Here is a 19,625-nt window from a genome sequence, read left to right as displayed (position 1 = left end):
CCCTTTGCAGTGTCCTGCCGCTCCCCGCGGCAATTGGTTTATTTGACCGACCCGGCGGTCAGCCCGGCGATGAATTGGCGGCTCAGCAAGCCGAACAGAATGAAGACCGGCACAAGGCCCATGAGCGTCGCGAGCATCACCGCCGGCATGTCGGAATAATGAGTGGTCGAGAGCGTGGTGAGCGCCAGCGGCACGGTAAATTTGCTGCCGTCGCTGAGCACCACGAGCGGGATCTGAAAATCGTTCCAGGTGCTGATCAGCGTCCACACCGACAGCGCTGCAAGCCCGGGCCGGATGATCGGCAGGACCACGAAGAAGAAGGTGGAGAGCCCCTTGGCGCCGTCCATCTCGGAGGCTTCGTAGAGCTCCTTGGGAACGGTGGAGCCGATATAGGTGTACATCCAGACGACGCCGAAGCCCGAGGCCAGCGCAGGGATGATGAGGGGCCAATAGGTGTTGAGCCAGCCGAGGGCATTCATCTGCAGGAAGAACGGGATCAGCGCCAGCGACGGCGGAAAGAACAGCGTCGCGAAGGTGACGACGAGGATCATCTTGTGGCCGGGCGCGCGGGTGTAGCGGGCAAGGCCATAACCGGCGAGCGCACTGACCAGCACAAGGCCGATGGTTTTTGGCACCGCCACGATGAGGGAATTGAGGATCGGCCGAAAGGGCGGGAACACCGCTTCGATGTTCCTGTAGTTCTGGACGATATTGTCGCCGAACCACAGGGGCGGCGGGAACTGGAACACCTCGTTGAGGGTGCGCGTGGCGAAAACGGCCGTCCAGTAGAGCGGCAGGATGAAGAAGATGCTGAGCGCCAGCAGCACCAGGGTGATGACAAGGTTGAAGCGCTTTTCGCGATTGCGGAGCATCTGCATCATGCGCTCGCCCCGCGCAGGCGCTTGAGCCCGGCCTGATAGACAAGGGTGAGGATGACGACGGCGGCAAAGATGTACCAGGAGACGGCCGATCCCAGCCCGAAATTGAGGCGGGTGAAGGCGGTGGCGAAGAGGTACATGCCCAGCGTCGTCGCCGAGTTATTGGTGCCGCCCATGCCCTGGGTGAGGACATAAGGCTCGTCGAACATCTGGAGGCCACCCAAGGTCGCCGTGATGGTGGCAAAGGCGATGGCGGGGAGCAGCAGCGGCAGGGTGATGCGGGAGAAGATGGCCCAGCGCCCGACGCCATCCATGCGCGCGGCCTCATAGATATCGCGCGGAATGGACTGCAGAGCGGCCATGAAGATGATGATGTACCAGCCGGTCCAGCGCCAGATGACAAGGAGGACCACCAGCGGCTTGATCCAGGCTTCCGAACCCAGCCAGTCGAAATAGCTCGGCGTGCCGCTCATGGCGCCGGAGAGCAGATTGACGATGCCGCCATTGGCCGAAAAGAACATGCGCAGCACGATGGCCGCGATGGCCGGCGCCACCAGCAGCGGCAAGAGGAACACCATGCGGAAATAGCTTTTGCCGAAGGCAACGTAGTCGTTGACGAGGACGGCGATGACCAGCGCCAGCAGCACGGTCAGCACCGTGGACCAGAACCACATGAAAATTGTGTTGCCGATGGCCTTCTGGAACACGGGATCGCGCAGGGCGCGGGCATAGTTCTCGAACCCGACCCATTGCGGGTCGGAAAACCCATCCCAGCGATTGAAGCCGAGATAGAGCGAGAAGATCACCGGGAAGACCGAGAACACCAGGAAGACAACGAGGAAGGGCGCGATCGCCAGATAGAAGGCGTTGTCGCGGCGCATGCGGTGCAGGGTTTTGCCAGCGTGGCCCGATGCCATGCCAATCCTCCGGTTTCTGGATTTAAATAATCTGATGTTTGATCCGCATGTCAAGAGGCGGTGGCCGAAGGGGCACGAACGCCAAGAGACACGCGTCCTACAACGCATGGCGAAGGAATAAAAGGCCAGCGCAGCCACCCCTTGACCCCATTAAAACCGTCACCTAGCATCTAATCATCTGATTTATAGGTGCCGTGTGAGGATCACAGCGATTTCGACCCGTGTGGTCAATGCGGAAATGCGCAATTGGGTGTTCGTCAAGGTTGAGACCGACGAACCCGGCCTGTTCGGCTGGGGCGAGGCGACGCTCGAATGGAAAACGCGCGCTGTCGTCGGGGCCATTGATGACCTGGCGCCCCTGCTGATCGGGCGCGACCCCCGCGACATCGAGCAGGCCTATAGGGCCATGACCAAGCAGAGCTTCTGGCGGCTCGGCGCGATTGGCATGAGCGCGGTGTCCGGCATCGAAATGGCGCTCTGGGACATCATGGGCAAGCATTTCGGCGTGCCGGTCTGGCGGCTGCTGGGCGGCAAGGTGCGCGACAAGGTGGCGGTCTATACCCATCTCGGCATGGGCGACATGCGGGCGGTCTATGAGACGGACGAAATCGATCCGCTGGTCGAGCGCGCGCGCGCGGTGGTCGAGAGCGGCTACAAGGCGTTCAAGGCCGTCTTCGTGCCCTATACGCACTATCACGCCCCCCTGCCCCAGATCGACAAGGTTGCTCGCATGATGGAGGCGATGCGCGCCGCCGTGGGCGACGAGATCGAGATCATGGTTGATTTCCACGGTCGCCCGGCGTCAGCCGGCGCAGCGCTCGCCTATATCGAGGCGCTGGCACCGGCGCGGCCGATGTTTGTTGAGGAGCCTGTTCAGCCCGGCGACTTCCAGAGCCTGGCCAAGCTAGGGCGCCAGACCAAGGTGCCCCTGGCGACAGGCGAACGGCTGATCGACAGGAGTGAGTTCGACGCGCTCTTTGCCACTGGCGCCATCGACATCGTCCAGCCCGACATCTGCCATTGCGGCGGGCTGATGGAGGCCAAGAAGATCGCCGCCCGCGCCGAGGCACTGGGCATTGGTGTTGCCCCGCACAACCCGCTCGGGCCCATCGCCGGTGTGGCGGCGCTGCATTTTGCTGTTTCGACACCCAATCATGTCATCCAGGAGGAGATGGTGGGGGCCGTGCCCTGGTATTTTGAAGTGGTGCAGGGACCGATCCGCCGGGTTGACGGCTTCTGGCAAGTGCCCGAGGCACCGGGATTGGGAATTGTGGTTGACGAGGCGGAGTGCGCCAAGCATCCCTTTGCCCAGGAAGTGATGCATACGCAGAACGCCGTCATGCCAGACGGGACAATCGTGGATTGGTAAATCGATGCGCCTTGGGGGGAAAATCGCTGTCGTCACCGGAGCGGGACGCGGAATTGGGGCGGCGATAGCAGAGGCGTTTGTGCGCGAGGGCGCGCAGGTGATCATCGCCGAGCGCGACGAGGAAACCGGCGCGGCCACCGCGGCACGGCTGGGCGACAATGCCTTTTTCATTCCCACCGACGTCACTGACCAGTCCTCTGTCGACGCGGCCATCGCCGAAGTCCTTGCCCGCAATGGCGGCATCGACATTCTCGTCAACAATGCCGGCATCAATGTCTTTCACGAGCCGCTGGAGACCACCGACGCTGAATGGGCGCGTTGCATGGCGGTGGATCTCGAAGGCGTCTGGCGCATGTGCCGGGCGGCATTGCCCACGATGATCGACCAGCAGGCGGGCAGCATCGTCAATATCGCCTCCTCGCATTCATCGACCATCATCCCCGGCACCTTCCCCTATCCCGTCGCCAAGCATGGGCTGCTGGGGCTGACGCGGTCGCTGGGGATCGAATATGCGGCGCAGGGCATCCGCGTGAACGCGATTGCGCCAGGCTATATCGAGACCGAGCTTGCCATAGAATACTGGAAAGGCTTTGCCGATCCGGCGGCCGAGCGGCAGCGCACCTATGACCTTCACCCGCCCAAGCGGATCGGCAGTCCCGAGGAAGTGGCGATGACGGCAGTGTTTCTCGCCAGCGACGAGGCGCCGTTCATCAATGCGACATCGATCGCCATCGATGGTGGGCGTTCGGTGCTCTATCATGACTAGGGCGGTCCCGGCGCGACCGCCAACGCCCTAGCGCCCCAAGAAAGGATCGCGTGCCGTGACTTTGGCCGCTACGACCAAGCCACTCCTCAAGCCGCGCGTGCATCGCCACGTGGTCAAGACGCTGGCCCAGCGCATTCTGGACAATGAGTTCCCGCCCGGCAGCGTGCTCCCGTCCGAACCGGAACTGTGCGAGACGTTCAGCGTCAGCCGCAGCGCGGTGCGCGAGGCGGTGAAGGTGCTCGACAGCAAGGGCATGGTGACGACGCGGCCGCGCATCGGCACGGTGGTGCGGGCCCGCGAAGAGTGGAATTTGCTCGATCCGGACGTGCTGGCCTGGTCGATGGAACTGCATCCGAGCGCCGAGCTGGTGCTCAGCCTCATCGAGGCGCGGCAGGTGATCGAACCGGCCGCCGCTCGTTTTGCCGCGCTCAGGGCTACCGCCACTGACATCGCGCCGCTCGAGGATGCTTTTGCGCGCATGAGCCGACATAAGGCCAGCCAGGATTTCGAGGCGTTCAACAAGGCCGATATCGACTTCCACACCGCCCTCTTGCGGGCCAGCGGCAATATCGTCTTCCAGCAATTGTCCAACACCATCGGGGCGGCGCTGGCCTATTCGTTCCGCCTGACCATTGCCCGCGCCCGCGAACCCGGCGCCTCGCTTGCCAATCACGGCGAGGTCATCGAACGCATTCGCCTGCGCGACAGCGAGGGGGCATTTGCCTCGATGGCGCGGCTCCTCAACATCGCCCTCGTGGACCTCGGCCTTTCGGGCGTGCCCGAGGACCGGCAGGGCTGATCCGCTAGAGGATCATGACCTCACCGTTCTCGACCAGCATTTCTGCGGCCGGGGCATGGCTGAGGAAGTTCCCCGGACTGGCGGAGGGACCATAGGCACCGGACTGGAGGACGGCGATGAGATCGCCGGCCTTGAGGGCGGGCAGGAGCGCGGATCGGGCCAGCGTATCGAGCGGCGTGCAGAGCGGGCCGACGATGGTGGCGGCCATTGAGGGGGCCTCATCCATGCGGGCCGGAGCGACGATGGGATAATCGCGCTTGATGATCTGCCCCAGATTGCCCGAGGCGGCCAGATGATGGTGCATTCCGCCATCGGTGATGACGAAGAGTGTGCCGCGCACGTCTTTCACCGCATTGACCTCAGCGACATAGATGCCGCCCGGCCCGGTGAGGAACCGTCCCGGTTCCACCACGATGCGCGCAGCGGCGAGGTTGCTATCGGCGGCAAGCAGTGCCGAGAGTTCCGGCAGACCTGCTTTGAAGGCTGCCAGATCGAGCGGGGTTTCACCGGCATAATAGGGAATGCCGAGACCGCCGCCGAGATCGATGGTTTCGAGCGGGCGGCCAAGTCGGGCGGCGATGTCGCCGGCAATGCGGATGCCGTGGCGCCACTGGTTGAGGAGCGCCTCCGCATCAAGGATCTGCGTGCCGCCATAGATATGAACGCCGACGAAATCGAGCTGTCGGCACTGCGCGAGTTGGGCGAAGACGGGATCGAGGTCTTCCTCGCAAAACCCGAATGCCGTGGGTTTTCCACCCATGCGCATGGCGCCGGCCTGCGCCTCGGCCATGGGATTGATGCGCAGCGAGATTTTCACCCGCAGTGAAAGGCCGGCGGCGATGGCTTCGATCCGCTCGATCTCTTCATGGCTCTCGACATGGATTTCGCCGATGCCATCGGCGATGACCTCTTCCAGCTCACGCCGACGCTTGCCCGGACCGGCGAAAAGGATGCGCTCCGGCGCAGCGCCCGCTGCTATGGCCGCGCGATATTCCCCGATCGAGGCGATTTCGATGCCCGCGAGTCGCCGCTCGCCATGCACGATGGCTTCGGCGGCATTGCCGGCGGCACCATCAAGCAGGTGGTGAAGGAGATAGGGCGAAGCGCTCAACGGGTGTTCCGCCGGATGAAGGCGATGATGCTGCCGGGCGTTTCGAGATTGCTCGGGTCAAAGTCATCATCGGTGAGTTCGATGCCGAATTTCTCGCTGAGAAACATCATCAGCTCAAGGAAGCCGAGGGAATCGAGCGCCCCCGTCTCGATCAGCGGCGTATCGGCATCGCAGTCCGCAAGCGGCGGAAAGCGCTCGCGGAGGTAGCCATAGACAATTGATTCAATATCGTCCTCGACGAGCATGGTCACTGCACTCACAATAGTCCCCCGATTGGCCCTAGAGGCCCAAAAATGCCAGTTCTGAATAGGCCGCATCGATGCGGCCATCGTTCCATTCGCCCTTCACCTGCACCGGCGAGCCGCCGCCGAACCATCCGCTGGGAATGGGTTCGCCGCGATTGACGAAGAGACAGAGCAGGAACAGGCCCCGCAGCATCAGGAAGCGGGCAATCGCGCCCCTTGCCGCCTGGGCCACGCCCCTGTCCCGTGCATAGATCAGCCGGGCAAACGGCACGCCGCGGCGCGAGGTGCGCGTGAAGATCAGCGGGCTCGATCCCGCTTCGTCTTCAAGCACGGCGCAGATGCAATCGAGCTGAGCGTGAAATTCGAGCATCGTCCTGTCGGCGGGATCGAGCCGCGCCATGGAGCGTGCCGACACCGGAACGACGCGCGTACCCGGCCGGGTCGCGAACGCTGTCATCGGCAGGATGAGATAGGCCACGGTCTCGGTGATCGTCCGGAAACCCAGCAGCTTGTTGAGCTTGGCAGCCTCCTCGGAGGCGGTGAGATCTGTATAGGTGGTCGAGGGGTCCGACGTGGCACGCATCAGCATGCGCGGGGCCAGCCAGCGAAATTTCGGGCGCACGTACCAGCTCGAGAGATTGACGATCTTCGGGCCATCGGCTGTCCGCCTTCCGATGGTCAGCAACACGCCGACGGGCTCGCCATCAACGTGCATGACATGGCCGGGAGACCCCAGGCCCCAGGCGTCCGAATACGCGAATACCGACTTGAGAGAACGCTCCCAGAATTCGCCCTGATGCTTGGGGAACCCTTCTCTCAGCAGTTCAGCGGCAACCGAGAGATTGCCTTGCCCGATGGGACTGAAATTAATAGATGCGCCGCCCATTGTCCTGCCACTATGCGAGGAAGACCACTTATGCTCTGCAAAGCACGTAATATTTCTACCCAATATTAGTACAATTTGCAGAAAGAACGCCGAAGATAGTTAAGCTACCAGTACAAGCCCAAGAAATCGGCGAAATCTCCCGGATGCATAGCGGGCCCGACGCCCCTTCCGCGACGACGCCAAGTTTTGTACGAGATGGGTCTGGGCGATTTGTCCCGCACCGATTTGGGGTCCCGCCGATGAGAAAGCCCGCACCGCCAAATTCGAGCTTCAGTGAAGAAGTGGTGGAACGCTTTGCCCGGGCCTGGGCCTCGATTGACGGGCGTCTCGAGGATTTCGATCGCGAGCGCAAGAAGGCCCTGCTCCCGCCGGAGGCGTGGGAGAGCGAGGAATGGACCGGGCACTATATTGGCTATATGGCCGAAGCGCGTGAGCTCCTCGAACGCGCGGGCTGCTATGTGTCGACGCGCCCGCCACCCCAATTCGTCGACGACGAAGCGGAGCAGCGGGTGGTCTCGGATAGTGATCTGGACCTAGATCTCGACTGAGATCGGTGCGTCGAGCTGGAAGAGAATGCCGTCTTCTTCGCTCTCGGCCTTCCACATGATCATGCCGAACTGGGCCGGCTGATCGAGCACGGTAAGTCCGGCATGCCAGGCATCCTGGCCAATGCAGATGGCGTCTTCCGGACCCGCGAGGAACGCCTTGGCGCCGGAGAGATCGGGCGAGCCATCAGCGGCAGTGGGCGCAACCAGCACCAGCCAGCGACCAGCCTTCAGCGGCACAAAACTCTGCGTCGAGTGCGGATGACGCTCCAGCGCAGTGATGGAGATCGCGCCGGTGACAGGTTGCGGGCAAAGCACGGTGAAGGCATGGGCACCGGCGACGTCGTCCTTGTCCATCACTTCGGGGATGACGCGGGCCTTGCCGTCGTCCGAGCCCAGGAGGGTGACATAGGGGGCGATGGCGGCAGCAGTAAGCGGCTGGGCCTTGAGTGTGATCGACATAGGCGTTGACCTAGTTGAGCCGCTTGAAGCTGGCATGGCAGATGGGGCCGCGCAGCAGGCCCATCACATCGCGCCCGTTTTCGCACTCGGCAATGAGGGCAAAGACCGGATCGAGGGCGTCGAAATAGCCATCGACAATATCCGGCGTGTGGGCGGTGCAGGTGTAGACGCTGTTGGCAGCCAGATAGCCCTTATCGAGCATTTCCTGGCTGATCAATGTCTTGTACGCCGCTGCGTTGGGGCCGGCGAAATTGAAGCTGGTCAATGCCGGAAGGCCAGACGTGGTGAGCTTGAGACCGTGCTTTTCAGCCAGCGCCTTCCAGCGCGCGGTAATGTCGAGGCCGATGGCGGTGATGGTCTCCCACGGGCGGGTTTCCTCCATCACGGCAAGGGTCGCAACCCCTGCCGCCGAGCCGATGCGCTCGGTCCAGAAGGTGGAGCTGATAAAGCTCGACTGGGCCGCTTCCATGACCGCGCGACGGCCGATGATGGCGGTGACGGCATAGCCGTTGCCGAGCGCCTTGCCGAACACGGCCATGTCGGGATCGACGCCGAAATTCTTGTGCAGCCCGCCAAAGCTCTGGCGGAAACCGGAAGTGCATTCGTCAAAGATCAGCACGATGCCATTGGCCGTGGCTAGCTCGCGCACGCGCTCGAGATAGCCAGCGGGCGGATCGAAGTTTCGCGAGACTTCCATCATGATGACGCCGACCTGGCCGGTGGCGATCACCGCCTCGAGGGCCGGAATGTCATTGTAGGCAAAGGGATAGACGGTACCGCGCAGATTGCGGGGCACGCCATTGGGATCGAGCCCTGGCAGGAGGTGGCCCGCAAGGCTGTCGTCGGCGCCAAGATTGGAGGCGAGATACCAGTCGTGCCAGCCGTGATAGCCGCAGATGGCGACGCCATCGCGACCGGACGCGGCGCGGGCAATGCGGATGGCGATGGCATTGGCTTCGCCGCCGGTGCGGGCGAAGCGGGCCATGTCGGCCCAGGGGTGGAGCTCGATCAGCTTTTCGGCCAGCGCCACTTCCTCGGGGGCGTTGAGCGTCGACATATTGCCCTTGGCCACCACCTCGACCACGGCGGCATCGACGCGATCATTGCCATAGCCCAGTGTGTTGGCGCCGACGCCCATGATGGTCATGTCGATCAGCTCGCGGCCGTCGAGATCCCACACGTGGCACCCCTTGGACTTGCTGAAATAAGCCGGCCACTGATCGGGCAGGAACATTTCCGGGCGCTTGGACAACAGCATGTTGCCTCCCGGAATGATCTCCTTGGCCCTGCGCCACAAATCCTGTCCCTTACCCACGCCAATCCTCCTCAAAACGCTTGATTATAATGTTATCAGTGTAACATGATAGTTCAAGCCTAAAGGGAGGATATCATGGGTGATTTTGAGCCAAACGATCTGGATCGGCGCATTTGGGCCGAAGAGCTGGACGCCTTTGTTCCCGCCAAGGTGTTTGACGTGCACACCCATATTTATCGCTGGGCCTTCAACATCAATCCGGACAAGGAAACCGGCCCGTATGCAGCCAGCATCGGCAAGCACTTTCCGGAAGTGACCAAGGAACTGGCGGACGCGGTGGACGCCGCGATGATGCCGGGGCGCCAGATCGAGCGACTGGGGTTTCCGTTCCCGTTCGCCGGGAAATGCGATTTCGAAGCGTCCAATATCTACGTGGCCGCCGAGATGGAGAAGGCGCAAGACTCCGCCGCGCTGATGATGGTGCATCCGGGGATGAACGAGGGCGACATTCTCGAGACGCTCCGACGCACCGGCGCCATCGGCCTAAAGCCCTATCTGGTCTACGCCACCAATGGGGATCCGCCGGAAGCCTCGATCACCGACTTCCTGCCCGAGCATCAGATCGCGCTGGCCGACAGGCTGGGGCTGATCGTGATGATGCACATCTCCAAGCGCAAGGCGATTTCGGATCCGGACAATATCAGCGAGATCCGTCGATTGAGCGAGAAATACCCGCGCGTACGCTGGATCCTCGCCCATTGCGCCCGGTCCTATTCGTCCTGGGCCATCGAGAAGGCGGCGGCGAGCCTCAGGGGCCTGCCCAATGTCTGGTACGACACCTCCACCGTCTGCGAGTCCGATGCGCTCGACGCGCTCTATACCGGGGTGGGCGTCGACCGGGTGATGTATGGCAGCGACGACATGATCGGCCCGGTGCGCGGCAAATATATCGCCTTCGGCTACGCCTGGGCCTTCCTCTCGGACAGTAATCACAGCCTCAATCTCGGTCATTGCGATAGCCGCATGACCTATATCCGCTATGAGCAATTGCGGGCGATGAAGCGCGGGGCGCGGCAGCTGGGGCTGACAGAGCAGCAGCGCAATGCCCTTTTCCATGACACAGCGCGCGATCTGGTCGATGCCGCGCGCGCCGATGTGCGGGCCTTTATGGGGTCATGATCTCCGGGATCATTTTATGGGCGATGGCGCGCAGCGTCGTCGCCGCATCCGGATCAATGGAGCGATAGGGTCCGCGCAGGCGCGTGCCCACATCGGCCCAGCCGCCAATGGCGGCGAGCAGTTTGTCGAGCGCGGCATTGGAATAGCCTTGCTCGGCAAAGGGCAGGATATGGCCCATGACGAAAGCCTTGATGCGCGTCTCGATATCGAGGGCGGCCTCAAGGTCGGTCTTCATCATCTCGGTCCAGCGCTGGGCTCCAATGGGCGAGAGACAGGCCACATTGGAAAAGGCACCAGCGGCGACGCCCTCGCGCATACCGGTCGCCAGATGATGGCCAGGAACGAACACGCCGAGATGGGACAAATGCTGGCGCGCTTCCTCGTACCACCCCTCCCCGCCCAGCGTCAGCTTGGTGGCGGTGACGGCGGTGCCGCGCGTCGCCTCGGCGATCTCGGCCGGGGTGAGCACGCGCTTGGCGTGGGGCGGATTGTAGAGAATGAGCGGGATGCCGGCCGCGGCCTCTGAAGCCTGCATGAGAAAATCACGGGCTTCGTCGACGCCGACCGGCCACCAGTCAGGCAGGATGACCTGCATGGCGAGGGGTTTGAGAGCGACCACACGGCGTACGCGGTCCAGCGACTGGCGGGCATCAGTGTGGCACGCGCCGATGATGAAGGGCTGGCCGGCGGCGGTGCAGCGGTTGGCCAGCATCTCCTGGATGCGGTCGAACTCGGCTTCGCTCTGGGTGTAAAATTCCGAGGCGGTACCGTTGGAATAGATGCCGTCGACCCCGGCGGCGACGAGCACATCCATCGCGTCCCAAAGCCGGGCAAAGTCGATGCTGTCGTCGCTGTTGATCGGCAACAGCAGGGACGCCCAATTGCCCGAAATCCGGGTGCTGGTGGCGGTCATTGTGTTACCCCTTCCCAGCTTTCGGCCCAGTCGCTCGGCCAGTGAAGTCCGGCAATATCTGTTTCGGGATGCCAGAGATCGGTCGGCGCTTCGCACAGCCGCAGACTGTTGGGACGATCGAGATGCGGCGGCAGGATGCGGCACTCGCCTTTTGGCCCGATCACGAGACTGCGGGGTGGCACGTCGCGCGTAACGACGGCCCCGGCCGCGACAAAACTGCGCTCGCCAATAGTGACACCGGGAAGGACAGTGACACCGCCGCCGATCATGACATCATCCTCGATGTCGCGCCGCGCGGCGTCGGCGGATCGTCGAGACGCCCGGGGAGGCGCTCATTGAGGAATTTCGTGCCCGGCCCGACAAAGATGTGGTCTCCGAACCAGGTGCGGGAGGGGATGTAGACATGGGACATTATTCGGACGCCCTGCCCCATGCGCACCAGCCCCTCGATGGTCGAGCCATTGCCGATGGCACAGAAATCACCCATCGCCACCTTGGCGCGGATCACCGTGTGGTGCCCGCTCTGAAAATGATCGCCAATGCGGACATCGCCATAGATGATCGTGCCCTTGCGCACGATGCCATGGCTGCCGATCGTGGCCGGGCCACACTCGGAGTGGTAGCGGAAGCCGATGGAAACGTCGGGCTCGATGATGGTGTTTTCGCCAATCTTGGCGTTATCAAATTTCACGGTGCGATCAACCAGCGGATGGCGTGCCGTGTCCGGCTGCGCTCGAATTTGAGGGTGTAAGGATTGCAGCGCCAGCGCTCGACCTCGCCATCGGTGCGGGCGACCAGCCAGCCGAAATCCCAGCCCTGGCTGGTGTAGCGCAGCGGCATGTCGGGGCGGACGCGGACGACCGGGTGCGTGCCGGTGAGGAAGAGCTTTTGCTCGGTGTAATAATAGCAGGAGCCGGCGTGCACGAAGACTTCGTGCGTAAGCGGCGCCGCGGGTGCGAGATCATCGCAGAGGCCGGAAATGGCGAGCTTGATCGGGCATCCCTGCTGAAAGGCGTCGATCAGGTCAGAGAGCGCACCTGAGACGGGATGGCCGGCGCTGTCATGGGCGTAAACCTCCTGCCAACGGTCGTTGACGAGGAAGGTGTAGCTCTCGAAGTCATAGATGAAATTGCTGCTCGGCGCGTTGGTGCCGGCGTCCCAGCTGTCGAACTGGTGATAGCGCGGCATGGCGCTGTGATCATCGAGCGGCGATGGGCCAAGTGTGGCTGAAGCGGGCTGGCCATCGAGGAATGGTCGCGCGATGGCCTGATGCCCATCCTGATTGTAGAGGAAGAACGACATGGACGGGCGGGGGCCGAAACCGGTGGGGATTTCGACCGGCATGCGCAGCGTCATGATTCCGGCAGACCAATGGTCGTCGAGCAGCAGCGTCTGGCGGAATTCGGCGACCTCGTCGACCAGCTCCGGATTGGGTGAACTGGGGTCGATATGTTCGTTGTGGCGGAAGGCAGTGCGGATGCGCAGATCGCCGCCGCGCCTGATGGCATCGGCGAGCGCCTTCGCGCTGCCGCTGCGGACCGAGCGGTCGCCATTGAGCGCCAGTGGAGTGATGATTGACAATGCGCGGCCCCTCTCCTCGCAACGCGGTCACCCCACCGCCGGACTTGCCGGCGATGGGGCAGATCGAGGCTAGATGACGTCGAGGAAATTGACGCCCGTGATCTTGCGCTCGGCCTTGAAGGCGCGGAATTCGGCCTTGAGCTGGTCTTCTTCGGCCTGGGTCATGAAATTGCCGAAGGGCTTGCGGCAATAGCCGGCGTCGGCACCCTGCCAGGTGACCATGCGCTTGAGGGCAGCCATGGCATTGCGGGGAAGAGTGAAGAAGATGATGGCATTGCCCACTTCCTGCAGCTCCTTGGCCTTGGCCATGTCGCCGGCCTTGACCGCCGCATAGAGCGCCAGGAAGATTTCGGGAATGGCATTGTAGAAGCTGCCGATGATGCCGTCGGCACCAAAATGCAGGCCCGACATCGCCATCTCGTCGGCACCCGAATAGAGCACGAAATCGGAACCGATCTCGGCCTTGATGCGCATGATGTCGTGGTGGGTGGTCGCGGTGTACTTGATGCCTTCAACGCCCGGTATCTCGGCCAGACGCTTGATCATGTCGAAGCCGAAGAGCCCGGCCAGCGGCACGTTGTAGGCGCACATCGGCAGGCCGGTCGAAGCGGTGATATCGGAGTAGTAGGAAAGGACCTGGTCCTGCGAAAAACCCCAGTAGAAGGGCGGCACGGCCGAGAGCGCATCAGCGCCGGCCTTTTCGGCGTGACGGGCAAGATCGGACGAGTGGTGCGTGCTGATGGCGCCGACATGGGCGATGACCGGCACCCGGCCCTTGGTCTCGTCGATGACGACTTCGAGCACGCGCTTGCGCTCTTCGGGCGACATCATGAAGGCTTCGCCGGTGCTGCCGGTGACATAAAGCCCATCGATGCCGCGGCCGATGAGGAAATCGACGACGGCGCGCATCCGCCCTTCGTCGAAGTTTTCGTTCTCATCGAACGGGGTCACCAGGGCCGGCAGCACGCCGGTGATTGAAGCAAGCTTGGACGCTAACAATTTTGGCTCCGAATTAAAAATCAGGCGGGAATGGCGACGGCTTCATCCGTCGCTTCCGGCAAGTCGATGAGATGGCAGGAGGCGTAGTGGTCGTGCCCGTCGACCGAGTAGCGCTTGAGCGGGGGAACGACTGTCTTGCAGACGTCCTTGGCGTAGCGGCAGCGCGGATGGAACGGGCAGCCCGAAGGCGGATTGACCGGGCTCGGGACGTCGCCCTGCAGCACGATGCGATCGGTCTTCTTGTCGAGATCGGCCACCGGGATCGCCGAGAGCAGCGCCTCGGTATAAGGGTGGAGATTATTGGCGAAGAGATCTTCGGAGCGGCACAGCTCCACCACGCGCCCCAGATACATCACGGCGACACGGTCGCAGATATATTCGGTGACGCTGAGATCGTGGGTGATGAAGATATAGGTGAGGTTGCGCTCAGCCTTGAGCTTCATCAGGAGCTGCAGCACCTGGGCCTGGATCGACACGTCGAGCGCCGAGACGGCCTCGTCGCAGACGATCAGTTCGGGCTCGATGCTGAGCGCCCGGGCAATGCCGATGCGCTGGCGCTGGCCGCCCGAAAATTCGTGCGGATAGCGGTCCATATATTCGCGGCGCATGTTCACCGCTTCGAGCAGGTCGCCGATGATCTTGCGGCGTTCCTCGCGCGACTTGATGCCGTATTTCTTCAGCGGATCCTCGAGCGAGCCGAAGATGGTGAAGGCCGGATTGAGCGAGGAATGCGGATCCTGAAAGACGATCTGCAGGCGCTTGCGGAACGGGGTCATCTGCTCGTTGTCGAGCTTGACCAGATCGGCCTGTTCACCCTGCGGAGAATTATAGACGATCTCGCCGTCGGTGGGCTTCACCAGCTGCAGGATGGCCTTGCCGAGCGTTGTCTTGCCACAGCCGCTTTCGCCGACGAGGCCGAGGACCTCACCGCGATAAACGTCGATATCGACGCCGTCGACGGCCTTCACATGGCCGACCGTGCGCTTGAAGACGCCTGCCTTGACCGGGAAATGCGCCTTCACCCCGCGCAGGCGGAGAATGACATCCTTGTCCTCATTCATGAGCGGACAGCTCCTTATAGCGCCAGCACATGACGCGATGGGTCGCGGTCATGTGGGTCTCTGGGGGCATTGCCTTGCACTGATCGACCGCGAAATCGCAGCGATCGGCAAACTGGCAGCCTTTTGGTCGATTGAGCGGATCGGGGGTCGAACCGCGAATGGCCTTGATGTCCTGGTTCTTGCCCTTGCCCAGCACGGGCACGGACGAGAGCAGCGCCTTGGTATAGGGGTGCGTCGGGTTGCGGAGGACTTCGTCCACCGTACCAGCCTCGACGATATTGCCCATGTACATCACGGCCACATCGTCAGCGAGTTCAGCCACTACACCCATGTCATGGGTGATGAGCATGATCCCCGTGCCGTGCTCGCTCTTGAGCTTGTCCATGAGCTCAAAGATCTGCGCCTGGATGGTCACGTCGAGCGCGGTCGTCGGCTCGTCGGCGATCAGCACCTTGGGGTTGCAGGCCATGGCCATGGCGATCATGGCGCGCTGGCGCATGCCGCCCGAATAGCGGTGCGGGAAGTCGTTCACCCGCTTTTCGGGAAGGGCGATACCCATCTCCCTGAGGAGGGAGATCGCCTTCTGATGGGCCGCCTGCCCGACCATCTTGAGATGGTAACGCAGGCTCTCCTTGATCTGGAAGCCAACCGAATAGACCGGGTTGAGCGCCGTCATCGGGTCCTGGAAGATCATGGCGATTTCGCCGCCGCGGATGCGACGCATGTCGCGGCCGTTCTTCTCCAGCGCGTGGAGCGGAATGTCCCCGCGATCGGCGTGATAGATGATCTCGCCTTCCTCGATGCGGGAGAGATCAGGCAGCAATTGCATGATCGAGGCGGCGGTAACGGACTTGCCGCAGCCGCTTTCCCCGACGATGCACAGCGTCTTGCCCTTCTTGATGTCGAAGGAGACGCCGTTGAGGGCCTTGTTGCAGCGATTGTTGGTGTAGAAGAACGTCTTCAGGTCGCGCACGCTGATGGCGATATCTTGCGTATCGGTCATCACATTATCCTTGCTGGGTCGGATCGGTCGCATCGCGCAGACCATCGCCAATGAAATTGACGCTGAGCACGAAGAGCGAAATCACGCTGCCCACCGGCAACCAGATCCACCAATTGGTCTGAAGCACGCGAAGGTCCTGCGCCACGTTGAGAATATTACCCCAGGTCGGGATGGAGAGCGGCACGCCGAGACCGAGGAAGCTGAGGCCAGCCTCCTGCAGGATGAAGGCTGCCGTCGAGAGGGTAATGTTGACCATGATCGGCCCAAGGGCGTTCGGCAGCATGTGCTTGAAGGCAATCAGCGGGCGGGAGAGCCCGAAACTGCGCAACGCCAGCACATATTCCTCTTCGCGAAGGCTCAGCATGCGGGCGCGGGACATACGGTAGATGCCGCCCCAGCCGGTGAGCGTGAAGATCAGGATGAGGTTCAGCAGCGACTGGCCGAGGATCGAGACCAGCATCAGCACCAGGATGATCTGCGGAAACGACATGAAAATTTCCGAGACGCGCATGGCGATGGCATCGAGCCAGCCGCCGACATAGCCGGTGTAGACGCCGATCACGACACCGACGATGGCCCCGAGGATGGCGCTGCCAAGCCCGACGAGAATGGAGATGCGGCCGCCGTAGAGCACGCGGGCAAAGAGGTCGCGCCCGGTGCGATCCGTGCCGAACCAGTGCTCCCAGGAGGGCGGCTGCAGCATGGCACGCAGATTGATCTTGTTGGGATCATGCGGCGTCAGGAAGGGCGCAAAGATCGAGGCCAGGAGGATCACCGAGAAGATGATGAGGCCAATGACCGCGAGCCGGTTGTTGAGAAACTTGTTGAGCGTACGCGAACCGCCGCGCGAGCGGGCCTCGCCGGCCTCCTCGCGGGCACGGATACGGTCGAACTGGGCATCGAACCGAGTGCGACGACGCGTTGCGGGAGCTGTGGGATTGGTCATGGAACTATTCTCCCAGCCGGACGCGCGGGTCGATAAGGGCGGTCAGGATGTCAACGATGAGACTGGCGATCAGCACTGCCATCACGGACAGCAGCGCGATGGTCATCACCACCGGATAATCCTGCGAGCGGACGGCCGAGATGAACTCATTGCCGATGCCCGGCCACTGGAACACCTGCTCGATGATGACCGAGCCGCCGATCAGAACCGGCAGGCGGAAGCCGATGAGCACGACGACGGGTGTCAGCGCCACGCGAAAACCGTGCAGCACGTTGACGCGCCATTCCGGCAGGCCCTTGGAGCGGGCGGTCTTGATGAAGTCGCGGCTCAGTGCGTCCAGCATGGACGAGCGCGCATAGCGCATGACACCAGCGGTGAGCATGATCGAGAGGACGAGCGCCGGCATCACCAGATGGGGCAAGCGATCCCAAAGGGTCAGATAGCCAGGCATGGATCGGCCGCCCACCGGCAACCAGCCGAGGTTGAGACCGAAGATCAGGATGGCGACGAGACCGAAGAAGAATTCGGGGATGGACACACCGAGCATGCCGACCACGGTGAGGGCGCTGTCGGTAGCGGTGCCACGCTTGAGCGCACTGATAACGCCCAGAATGCTGCCGATGATCGTCGAGAACAACAGCGCGATGGCAGCCAGTTCCAGCGTGGCCGGAAGGCGCGTCGCAAGAATGCTGGCAATCGGGACGCCACCATTGGTGGAATAGCCGAAATTGCCCTGGATGAGATTGGTGAACCAGGACCAGAACCGGACATAAAAGGGTTGGCCCAGGCCGAGCGACTGACGCAAGGCCTCCAGCCGTTCGGGATCCATGCTGCCGAGCATATCCGGACTGATCATGTGGGAGACGGCGTCTCCCGGCGTGAGCTCAAGCCCGAGATAAACTAAAAAGCAGATGACAAATGCCATCGGGATCAGGATCAGGATGCGCCTGATGATGTAGGTCAGCATGGTGTCTGGCCGGTCCCCGTCTTGATTTGAAAATACGCAGGAGCGCCGGCCGCAAAGCCGGCGCTCCCATTGATCAGTTTACTTCGTGGGAAGCGGGAACTGATTGATCCACAGCATGCGCGTGTACGGGATGTTGATCGGGTGAACGACCATGTGATCCAGCGCTTCAAGGGCCGGCACGTCGCTGGCAACCTTGGTGTAGCCGAAGTCGGCCTTGCCTGCACTTGCGTTGACGAGCAGGTTGGCGTCGTTCTCGTAGGACGGGCTGGCGACGATCTGTTCGATCTTCGGCGTGCCCTTGTGGTAGCCCTCGAAGGCGACGAGCGTGGTGTAGTCGTTCATCACGACTTCATCGATCTTGAACGGACCCGAGCCGATCGGCTTCTGCCAGTAGGGAGCCTGCTGGAGATTGATCAGGTCAACACCTTCGAACTGTGCAGCCGGCAGCGGAGCGAACTGGCTGAAGGTCAGAAGGACGTTCGGGTCGATGGCCGCGAACTTCATGGTCACCGTGTTGCCGTCAACACTGATGCCAGTCACCGCGTCGGCGTCGCCAGCCACGAAGGCTTCGGCGCCCTCGATCTTGGTGAGGGTCGACTTCACCACCGGGTGGGTGATCGGGAACTTCAGCGCTGCGCCAACAGACCAGGCAAGATCATTGCCGGTGATGTCGGTGCCGTCGTGCCACTTCAGGCCATCCTTGAGGGTGACGGTGAAGGTGAGGCCATCTTCGCTGATCGAATAGGTCTCGGCCATCTCGCCGCCGATCGGGGTGAGATCGCCGTCCGATTCAAGAACCGTGTCGAAGGCGAACTTGTTGGCGACGAAGATACCGAGGTTCTGCCACGGAACTTCGAAGAACTGTGCAGGGCCGGTATTGGTGTACATCACCGCCTTGCCGCTGGCATCGGGCTCAACGGTCCAGTTCTCGATACCCCAGTTGTAGTTGTACTGCTCGTTGCCATAGGGAGCGCCGTTGCGGTTCACGCGGGTGCTCTCGAAGGTGTACAGCTGCTGGTAGTAGAGCGGGATCTGGTAGACGTTTTCGTTGATGATCCGCTCCATCTCGAAGTAACCTTCGCGCTGGATTTCCGGATCGGTCGTGCCGTTGACCTGGGCCACCAGCTCGTTCATCCGGTCGATATTCGGGATCATCGGCTTGCCGCCGAGAGCGTAGCGGTTGAAGTATTCCTGGAGGGCCAGAGCGGCGCGGGCGCCGTACAGCATGTCCCAGGTCACAGCGGACGGGCCGTTCACCGGATCCTCAGGAACAACCGAGATCTGGGAGCCGATATCGCCCTCGAGCATGCGGTAGTTCATCTTGATACCGACGTCGCCCAGATAGGCCTGCATCGCGGCCATCAGGTCGGCAGTGGCCTGGTCGGCGTAGTAATAGACGACGTCCAGTTCGCGATTGCTGTCCCAGCCGGCTTCGGCCAGCAGCGCACGAGCCTTGTCAGGATCATACTTGTAGGGGTTGAGGTCGGTCGGCTTGTTCGGGCCATCCGGAAGGAGACCATCAGCCGGAATGGCTGCACCCTCGAAAATGGTCTCTGCAATGGTGTCCATGTCGATGGCGTAACTGATCGCCTGACGGACGCGCGGATCGGACAGCTGGTTTTCATTGATCGGCTGGGCAACCACGCCACTGATGGCGGTGGAAGACATCAACACGGCTAGGCCGGTGGCGATCAGTTTCTTGATTTGCATCTACGTTCCCCTGTTTTGCAAATTATTTGAAAG

At 62.2% G+C, this 19,625-nt stretch carries 22 protein-coding genes; 5 read left to right on the top strand and 17 right to left on the bottom strand.

Translation table 11 applies throughout. The features are described 5' to 3' along the window. Positions 1–38 precede the first annotated feature (38 nt). The gene (locus NYQ88_RS07225) at positions 39–881 is read right to left on the bottom strand and encodes a carbohydrate ABC transporter permease (protein ID WP_275654275.1); all 843 of its coding nucleotides are present in this window, start codon (positions 879–881) and stop codon (positions 39–41) included. Then, the gene (locus NYQ88_RS07220; RefSeq protein WP_275654274.1) at positions 878–1,795 is read right to left on the bottom strand and encodes a sugar ABC transporter permease; all 918 of its coding nucleotides are present in this window, start codon (positions 1,793–1,795) and stop codon (positions 878–880) included. The genes NYQ88_RS07225 and NYQ88_RS07220 overlap by 4 nt, the downstream gene beginning before the upstream one ends. A 196-nt stretch (positions 1,796–1,991) precedes the next feature. On the opposite strand from NYQ88_RS07220, the gene dgoD reads away from it, so the two are divergent. The 3 genes from dgoD to NYQ88_RS07205 are packed head-to-tail and all read left to right on the top strand — an operon-like array spanning position 1,992 to position 4,729. After that, entirely contained in the window at positions 1,992–3,164 is a 1,173-nt protein-coding gene (dgoD, locus tag NYQ88_RS07215) for a galactonate dehydratase (protein ID WP_275654273.1), read from the top strand. Between the two features lie 4 nt (positions 3,165–3,168). Further along, positions 3,169–3,930 (top strand): SDR family oxidoreductase, encoded by a 762-nt coding sequence (locus tag NYQ88_RS07210; RefSeq protein ID WP_275654272.1) that lies wholly within the window; start codon positions 3,169–3,171, stop codon positions 3,928–3,930. A gap of 55 nt (positions 3,931–3,985) precedes the next feature. Next, the gene (locus NYQ88_RS07205) at positions 3,986–4,729 is read left to right on the top strand and encodes a FadR/GntR family transcriptional regulator (protein WP_275654271.1); all 744 of its coding nucleotides are present in this window, start codon (positions 3,986–3,988) and stop codon (positions 4,727–4,729) included. A 4-nt stretch (positions 4,730–4,733) separates the two neighbouring features. On the opposite strand, the gene NYQ88_RS07200 is transcribed toward NYQ88_RS07205, so the two are convergent. Genes NYQ88_RS07200 through NYQ88_RS07190 form a run of 3 tightly spaced genes read right to left on the bottom strand, consistent with a single transcriptional unit; the run spans position 4,734 to position 6,971 of the window. Then, positions 4,734–5,810, bottom strand: a complete 1,077-nt coding sequence (locus tag NYQ88_RS07200; protein WP_275654867.1) for a type III PLP-dependent enzyme — start codon at positions 5,808–5,810, stop codon at positions 4,734–4,736. A 26-nt stretch (positions 5,811–5,836) separates the two neighbouring features. Then, positions 5,837–6,100 carry an acyl carrier protein gene (locus tag NYQ88_RS07195; RefSeq protein WP_275654270.1) on the bottom strand — a complete coding sequence of 88 codons (264 nt, stop codon included), beginning with the start codon at positions 6,098–6,100 and terminating at the stop codon, positions 5,837–5,839. 19 nt (positions 6,101–6,119) lie between these two features. After that, positions 6,120–6,971, bottom strand: coding sequence for a hypothetical protein (locus NYQ88_RS07190; protein WP_275654269.1), 852 nt, complete (start codon positions 6,969–6,971; stop codon positions 6,120–6,122). A 239-nt stretch (positions 6,972–7,210) separates the two neighbouring features. Here NYQ88_RS07190 and NYQ88_RS07185 point away from each other — a divergent pair, with 239 nt between their 5' ends. Continuing rightward, the gene (locus NYQ88_RS07185) at positions 7,211–7,519 is read left to right on the top strand and encodes a hypothetical protein (protein WP_275654268.1); all 309 of its coding nucleotides are present in this window, start codon (positions 7,211–7,213) and stop codon (positions 7,517–7,519) included. Here NYQ88_RS07185 and NYQ88_RS07180 read toward each other — a convergent pair. Both NYQ88_RS07180 and NYQ88_RS07175 read right to left on the bottom strand, forming a co-directional pair. Then, complete coding sequence (locus NYQ88_RS07180; protein ID WP_275654267.1) at positions 7,505–7,978, bottom strand: ureidoglycolate lyase; 474 nt, start codon at positions 7,976–7,978, stop codon at positions 7,505–7,507. The two genes, NYQ88_RS07185 and NYQ88_RS07180, sit on opposite strands and share 15 nt — an antisense overlap. A 10-nt stretch (positions 7,979–7,988) precedes the next feature. After that, positions 7,989–9,293 (bottom strand): aminotransferase class III-fold pyridoxal phosphate-dependent enzyme, encoded by a 1,305-nt coding sequence (locus NYQ88_RS07175; protein ID WP_275654266.1) that lies wholly within the window; start codon positions 9,291–9,293, stop codon positions 7,989–7,991. Positions 9,294–9,368: 75 nt separating this feature from the next. On the opposite strand from NYQ88_RS07175, the gene NYQ88_RS07170 reads away from it, so the two are divergent. Continuing rightward, on the top strand, positions 9,369–10,412 hold the full coding sequence (locus NYQ88_RS07170; RefSeq protein WP_275654265.1) for an amidohydrolase family protein: 1,044 nt from the start codon (positions 9,369–9,371) through the stop codon (positions 10,410–10,412). Here NYQ88_RS07170 and NYQ88_RS07165 read toward each other — a convergent pair. From NYQ88_RS07165 to NYQ88_RS07120, 10 genes are all read right to left on the bottom strand, one after another. Beyond that, positions 10,399–11,325, bottom strand: coding sequence for a dihydrodipicolinate synthase family protein (locus tag NYQ88_RS07165; RefSeq protein WP_275654264.1), 927 nt, complete (start codon positions 11,323–11,325; stop codon positions 10,399–10,401). The genes NYQ88_RS07170 and NYQ88_RS07165 overlap by 14 nt on opposite strands. Beyond that, positions 11,322–11,594, bottom strand: coding sequence for a hypothetical protein (locus tag NYQ88_RS07160; protein WP_275654263.1), 273 nt, complete (start codon positions 11,592–11,594; stop codon positions 11,322–11,324). Before NYQ88_RS07160 ends, NYQ88_RS07165 begins: the two co-directional genes overlap by 4 nt. Continuing rightward, positions 11,591–12,016 carry a hypothetical protein gene (locus tag NYQ88_RS07155; RefSeq protein ID WP_275654262.1) on the bottom strand — a complete coding sequence of 142 codons (426 nt, stop codon included), beginning with the start codon at positions 12,014–12,016 and terminating at the stop codon, positions 11,591–11,593. The genes NYQ88_RS07160 and NYQ88_RS07155 overlap by 4 nt, the downstream gene beginning before the upstream one ends. Next, positions 12,013–12,906, bottom strand: coding sequence for a hypothetical protein (locus NYQ88_RS07150; RefSeq protein WP_275654261.1), 894 nt, complete (start codon positions 12,904–12,906; stop codon positions 12,013–12,015). The genes NYQ88_RS07155 and NYQ88_RS07150 overlap by 4 nt, the downstream gene beginning before the upstream one ends. 69 nt (positions 12,907–12,975) lie before the next feature. Then, entirely contained in the window at positions 12,976–13,905 is a 930-nt protein-coding gene (locus tag NYQ88_RS07145) for a dihydrodipicolinate synthase family protein (protein ID WP_275654260.1), read from the bottom strand. A 20-nt stretch (positions 13,906–13,925) separates the two neighbouring features. Further along, complete coding sequence (locus NYQ88_RS07140; protein WP_275654259.1) at positions 13,926–14,966, bottom strand: ABC transporter ATP-binding protein; 1,041 nt, start codon at positions 14,964–14,966, stop codon at positions 13,926–13,928. Then, a complete protein-coding gene (locus tag NYQ88_RS07135; protein ID WP_275654258.1) occupies positions 14,959–15,969 on the bottom strand; it encodes an ABC transporter ATP-binding protein in 1,011 nt (336 codons plus the stop codon). Before NYQ88_RS07135 ends, NYQ88_RS07140 begins: the two co-directional genes overlap by 8 nt. A gap of 4 nt (positions 15,970–15,973) precedes the next feature. Continuing rightward, positions 15,974–16,915 (bottom strand): ABC transporter permease, encoded by a 942-nt coding sequence (locus NYQ88_RS07130; protein WP_275654257.1) that lies wholly within the window; start codon positions 16,913–16,915, stop codon positions 15,974–15,976. 4 nt (positions 16,916–16,919) lie between these two features. Continuing rightward, positions 16,920–17,882, bottom strand: coding sequence for an ABC transporter permease (locus tag NYQ88_RS07125; protein WP_275654256.1), 963 nt, complete (start codon positions 17,880–17,882; stop codon positions 16,920–16,922). Positions 17,883–17,960: 78 nt separating this feature from the next. Then, positions 17,961–19,592, bottom strand: a complete 1,632-nt coding sequence (locus tag NYQ88_RS07120) for an ABC transporter substrate-binding protein (RefSeq protein ID WP_275654255.1) — start codon at positions 19,590–19,592, stop codon at positions 17,961–17,963. Positions 19,593–19,625 lie beyond the last annotated feature (33 nt).

Origin of the sequence: Devosia sp. SD17-2, from assembly GCF_029201565.1 — a bacterium.
GTDB lineage: Bacteria > Pseudomonadota > Alphaproteobacteria > Rhizobiales > Devosiaceae > Devosia.
This window is presented reverse-complemented; position numbering and strand designations above follow the sequence as displayed.

Excerpts from the sequence above, each read along its gene's own strand:
- NYQ88_RS07225 (WP_275654275.1), bottom strand. The coding sequence starts at position 881 with ATGATGCAGATGCTCCGCAATCGCGAAAAGCGCTTCAACCTTGTCATC.
- NYQ88_RS07220 (WP_275654274.1), bottom strand. The coding sequence starts at position 1,795 with ATGGCATCGGGCCACGCTGGCAAAACCCTGCACCGCATGCGCCGCGAC.
- NYQ88_RS07210 (WP_275654272.1), top strand. The coding sequence starts at position 3,169 with ATGCGCCTTGGGGGGAAAATCGCTGTCGTCACCGGAGCGGGACGCGGA.
- NYQ88_RS07190 (WP_275654269.1), bottom strand. The coding sequence starts at position 6,971 with ATGGGCGGCGCATCTATTAATTTCAGTCCCATCGGGCAAGGCAATCTC.
- NYQ88_RS07185 (WP_275654268.1), top strand. The coding sequence starts at position 7,211 with ATGAGAAAGCCCGCACCGCCAAATTCGAGCTTCAGTGAAGAAGTGGTG.
- NYQ88_RS07180 (WP_275654267.1), bottom strand. The coding sequence starts at position 7,978 with ATGTCGATCACACTCAAGGCCCAGCCGCTTACTGCTGCCGCCATCGCC.
- NYQ88_RS07170 (WP_275654265.1), top strand. The coding sequence starts at position 9,369 with ATGGGTGATTTTGAGCCAAACGATCTGGATCGGCGCATTTGGGCCGAA.
- NYQ88_RS07165 (WP_275654264.1), bottom strand. The coding sequence starts at position 11,325 with ATGACCGCCACCAGCACCCGGATTTCGGGCAATTGGGCGTCCCTGCTG.
- NYQ88_RS07160 (WP_275654263.1), bottom strand. The coding sequence starts at position 11,594 with ATGATCGGCGGCGGTGTCACTGTCCTTCCCGGTGTCACTATTGGCGAG.
- NYQ88_RS07140 (WP_275654259.1), bottom strand. The coding sequence starts at position 14,966 with ATGAATGAGGACAAGGATGTCATTCTCCGCCTGCGCGGGGTGAAGGCG.
- NYQ88_RS07135 (WP_275654258.1), bottom strand. The coding sequence starts at position 15,969 with ATGACCGATACGCAAGATATCGCCATCAGCGTGCGCGACCTGAAGACG.
- NYQ88_RS07130 (WP_275654257.1), bottom strand. The coding sequence starts at position 16,915 with ATGACCAATCCCACAGCTCCCGCAACGCGTCGTCGCACTCGGTTCGAT.
- NYQ88_RS07125 (WP_275654256.1), bottom strand. The coding sequence starts at position 17,882 with ATGCTGACCTACATCATCAGGCGCATCCTGATCCTGATCCCGATGGCA.
- NYQ88_RS07120 (WP_275654255.1), bottom strand. The coding sequence starts at position 19,592 with ATGCAAATCAAGAAACTGATCGCCACCGGCCTAGCCGTGTTGATGTCT.